At 73.0% G+C, this 4570-nt stretch carries 3 protein-coding genes and 1 pseudogene; 3 read left to right on the top strand and 1 reads right to left on the bottom strand.

The features are described 5' to 3' along the window. Positions 1-1076 (top strand): annotated as a pseudogene (locus HCN56_RS23905) (hypothetical protein); the annotation flags it as partial. Positions 1077-1208: 132 nt separating this feature from the next. Here the strand turns inward: HCN56_RS23905 and HCN56_RS23900 are convergent. Next, on the bottom strand, positions 1209-2492 hold the full coding sequence (locus tag HCN56_RS23900; protein ID WP_167974477.1) for an adenylosuccinate synthase: 1284 nt from the start codon (positions 2490-2492) through the stop codon (positions 1209-1211). A gap of 196 nt (positions 2493-2688) precedes the next feature. Between HCN56_RS23900 and HCN56_RS23895 the strand changes: the two genes are divergently transcribed. Both HCN56_RS23895 and HCN56_RS23890 read left to right on the top strand, forming a co-directional pair. Continuing rightward, entirely contained in the window at positions 2689-3432 is a 744-nt protein-coding gene (locus HCN56_RS23895; protein ID WP_312871414.1) for a diacylglycerol kinase family protein, read from the top strand. Between the two features lie 461 nt (positions 3433-3893). Beyond that, entirely contained in the window at positions 3894-4433 is a 540-nt protein-coding gene (locus tag HCN56_RS23890) for a hypothetical protein (RefSeq protein ID WP_167974476.1), read from the top strand. Positions 4434-4570 lie beyond the last annotated feature (137 nt).

The following is a 4570-nucleotide window of genomic DNA, read 5'->3' as shown; positions in this document are numbered from 1 at the left end:
CGGCCGGCGCGTTCGGCCCCGTGCTGACGACGCAGCCGGCGTCCGCGGCACCGGGACACGGCGGCGGCGGCGCGGGCTCCGGCAACGACTTCGGTGCGGACACGCCGCCGCCGGGGACACCGCCGCCCGGCTTCGGCGCACCGGGCGCCGCCGCCCCGGAACCCCGGCGGGGTGGGCGGACCGCCCTGCCGTGGGTGGTCGGTGGCGCGCTCACCGCGCTGGCGGTACTGGGCGGATTCATCGCCGTCAACCTCGGCGGGAAGGACGCCGACGACGGACGGAGCGGTGCCGGTTCGGGGGCCGGTTCGAGCGAGGGCGGCGGGGACGAGGTCGACTCGGGCCGTGGCCCGGCGGTGGGCGGCGGGGACGTGCCCCGGGAGTACCTCGGCGCCTGGGAGGGCGAGGTGCTGCTCGACGGCGACAGCATCGGCGCACGCCAGCGGGTCGAGGTCCGGCCCGGCCGCGAGGGCGAGACGATCACCTCCATGTGGTGGGTGCTGCCGGAGGTGATGTGCGTCAGCGACGGCGAACTCGCCTCCACCGAGGACGGGTTGACGCTCGACGTCACGCTGCGGGACGAGGTGTCGCAGTTCGGTTCGGGCTGTGTGGCCGACCAGGAGCAGCATCTCCGCGCCGAGGACGGCAAGCTGTTCTGGTCCTACGAACCGGACGGTCTGACAGCCGAGTTGGAGCCGGCGCCGGTGGAGAGCGGCGAGCACGCGGTCCCGCCGGAGCAGGTCGGGGTGTGGGAGCCGGACGAGGACTACGGGGAGGGGATCGGGGTCCGCGTCGAGATCGTGCGGGCGAAGGTCGGCGAACCCGCCGTGACCTGGGAGATGACCGTCGGCGATGTCGCCTGCACCTGGGTGCACGACGTGGTCGCCGGCGACCCGGACGACGACCTCATGGTGACCGGCCCGAGCCGCGTCATCGACGAGAGCGACGCGGGCGCCTGCTCGGACGTCTACCTGAACTCGCTCTCCATCGAGACGGAGGACGACGACCAGATAGAGATCACACCGCTGGTGGGCAGCTACGGCAGTGAGGACCCGGCGGACTTCGTCCGCGTCGACTGAGCGGCGACCCGGCAGCCCGCGGCCCCGCGGCCGACCGGCCGGCACCGCCGCAACGCACGGCGCCCCTCCGGGAGCATCTCCGGGAGGGGCGCGGTGCGTTCGCGGCCCCGGGTGCACCCCGGGGCGTCGCGATCAGATGAACGGGCGGATCTGGATGGTCTCGTCGCGGCCGGGACCCACGCCGATGGCGGAGATCGGCGCGCCGGACATGTCCTCCAGAGCCTGCACGTAGGCGCGGGCGTTGGCGGGCAGGTCCTCCAGCGTCTTGGCCTTGGTGATGTCCTCGGTCCAGCCCGGCAGGTACTCGTAGATCGGCTTCGCGTGGTGGAAGTCGGTCTGGCTGTAGGGCAGTTCCTCGACGCGCTTGCCGTCGACCTCGTAGGCGACGCACACCGGGATCTGCTCCCAGCCGGTGAGCACGTCCAGCTTGGTGAGGAAGAAGTCGGTCAGGCCGTTGACGCGGGTGGCGTACCGGGCGATGACCGCGTCGAACCAGCCGCAGCGGCGGTCGCGGCCGGTGGTGACACCGAACTCGCCGCCGATCTGGCGCAGCTTCTCGCCGTCCTCGTCCTCCAGCTCCGTCGGGAACGGGCCGGCGCCGACGCGGGTGGTGTACGCCTTCAGGATGCCGACGACGCGCGTGATCTTCGTCGGGCCGACCCCCGCACCCGTGCAGGCGCCGCCCGCGGTCGGGTTCGAGGAGGTCACGAAGGGGTACGTGCCGTGGTCGACATCGAGCAGCGTGCCCTGCCCGCCCTCGAAGAGGACGACCTTGCCGTCGTCGATCGCGTTGTTGAGCAGCAGCGTGGTGTCCGCGACGAACGGCTCCAACTGCGGCGCGTAGCCGAGGAGTTCCTCGACCACGGAGTCGATGGCGATGGAGCGGCGGTTGTAGAGCTTCGCCAGCACCTGGTTCTTGACGTCGAGCGCGGCCTCAACCTTCTGCCGCAGGATCGACTCGTCGAACAGATCCTGCACACGGATGCCGACACGGTTGATCTTGTCGGCGTAGGCGGGACCGATACCGCGCCCGGTGGTACCGATCTTGCGCTTGCCGAGGAAGCGCTCGGTGACCTTGTCCAGGCTGGTGTGGTACGGAGTGATCAGATGGGCGTTGCCGCTGATCAGAAGCTTGGAGGTGTCGATGCCGCGGTCGTTGAGCCCCGCCAGCTCGGCGAGGAGGACCTTCGGGTCCACCACGACACCGCCCCCGATCACCGGGGTGCACTCCGGCGAGAGGATGCCCGACGGCAGCAGGTGCAACGCGTACTTCTGGTCGCCCACGACAACCGTGTGACCGGCGTTGTTACCCCCTTGGTAGCGGACCACGTAGTCCACCGAACCACCGAGCAGGTCGGTCGCTTTGCCCTTGCCCTCGTCACCCCACTGAGCACCGAGTACCACTAGTGCGGGCACAGGCGTACACCCCTTCCGGGCGGGGCATCTCATGGTCAGCTGCCCCGGATCGACGAAACCCCTGACACAATCGCGACAGGGGCTCTTGCACCGAGAGTTTACGAGACACGTGGGCGGCAGGCGAACGTGGCCGCGAACGCGCGGGCGTACCCGTCCGCGCACGGCGGCCCACAGCTGCCAGGAGGCGAACAAACAGGTGCTGATCGTCATCGACCCGATCGCCCGGCAGACAGACGGGGAATCGGTGCGTATCGCACGCGATGTGCTGAGCGCGGGGGCGGACGGGGCGCGGGTGCGCCTGCTGGACCGCCCGCAGGAGATGTCCCGGGCCATGGCCGGGATACAGAGCGGACGGGTGGTGGTCGTCGGCGACGACCGGGCGCTGCTGCGGGCGGTGCGCGCCCTGCACCACCGGGGGGAGCTGGCGACACATCCGCTGGGCTTCGTACCGGTCGGACCGCCCGGCAGCGTGACGGTCGCGAGCGCGCTGGGCCTGCCCTCGGACGCGGTCCAGGCCTCCCGGACCGTGCTGAACGGGCCGACGAGGCCGCTGGACCTGCTGGTGGACGACGCCGGCGGCGTGGTGCTCGGCGCACTCGGCATACCAGCCGTCCCCAGGCCGCGCACGGCCTCGCGACGCAGCTGGTGGCGGCCGTCGGTCGCCCCCGAGCAGTGGCTCCGGGTCGAGGCCGACGGGCGGGTGCTGGCCGACCTCGACCGGCCGGTCCGGGAGGTGTCCGTCTCGCCCGCCGACGGGCGGGCCGCCGTCGTGGTCCGCCACGGCGAGCTGGACCCGGCCGTGACGGCGCGGGCCGAGTCGGTCACGGTCTCCGGGCAGTCGTTCCGGTACCGGGCGGACACGGTGACCTACGGTCCCGCGCACTGCCGCACCTGGCAGGTGCGCCCCGGCGCCCTGCGGCTGACGCTCCCGTCGGTCTGACCGCACGGGCCCGTCGGGGGCGTGCGTGACCGGGCGCGGCCCGGCGGGACGGCAGCCCCTGGCCGGGGCGGGTGACAGCGGCGGCACGTGATCCGTCACCCGCCCCGGCCCGCCGGCCGCCGGGGTACCCTACCCCCGACGCCGCCGCGTCCCGGCCGGCGGCCGGCGGGCCGGTCTGGCGCGCTCCCGACCCGCGCTGCCGTCCCGCGCTCACCCGGTCGCCGCAACCGCCGCGGACGAAGCGTCCGCAGACCGGCGCCGACGGGTGACGCCCCGTGCGCCGCAAGGGCGGCAGCGGGGCACAGCACCCGACCGGTGCGGCCTGCGACCACCCGAACAGTCGCCCCGCACCACCCCCGGGGACGCGCTCAGCGTGCGCGTCCGGTGACCCACTGCTCGCATGGGCACTGACAGCCCGTCACCGCGTCGTGACGGACCGAAGACCCGGAGGTCACCGTTCCATGAGAACTCCCCAGACACGCATCGGCCGTCTGGCCCTGGGCACTGCGGCCGCGCTGCTCACCGCCGGCGCTGTCGCTGCCCCGGCAGCCGCCAGCGAGGGCGTCAGCGACGACAAGCAGTCCAAGGGCAACCACCAGCTCTCGATCTCCCCCACCTCCGGTCCTGCCGGGACCTCGGTGACGGTGCGGGCGACCTGTGAACCCGCCGGCGGCGCCGCCTCCGAGGCGCTCCGCCAGCCGATCCACCTCAAGCGCAACGACAACAACCAGTGGGTCGGCACCGGCCAGATCAAGCGCGAGGGCCTGCGGACCGGCCAGAGCTACCCGATCCGCGTCACCTGCGTGAACGGCAACCAGCAGACCGGTTCCTTCACGGTGACCGCCACACCCAGCGGCGGTGCCTCGGCGGGCTTCGGCGGTTCCCAGGACGGCGGCGGCTACGCCACCGCGCTCGCGGTCGGCGGCGGCATCGCGGTCGCCGGTGCCGTGGGCTACGCCTTCACCGCGCGGCGTCGCGCGGCGGGCAACCACTACTACTGATAGGCGGTCAGGGTGAGGGTGACTGATATGCAGGGGCGTCTGCGACGAGCGCTGCGTCGTGGGCGGGCCGCCGGCGAACCCGGCGATCCCGCGCCCGAGCCCACCCCCGCGCCCGGACGACCCGAAACGGGTCGTCC

Source organism: Streptomyces lonarensis, from assembly GCF_012033735.1.
Classification (GTDB): Bacteria; Actinomycetota; Actinomycetes; order Streptomycetales; family Streptomycetaceae; genus Streptomyces; species Streptomyces lonarensis.
Note: the sequence above shows the minus strand (reverse complement) of the source record. Positions and strands in the feature narration are given on the sequence as shown.

What these genes read in the sequence shown, in the direction of transcription:
- HCN56_RS23890 (WP_167974476.1), top strand. Translation starts at nt 3,894, where the DNA reads ATGAGAACTCCCCAGACACGCATCGGCCGTCTGGCCCTGGGCACTGCG.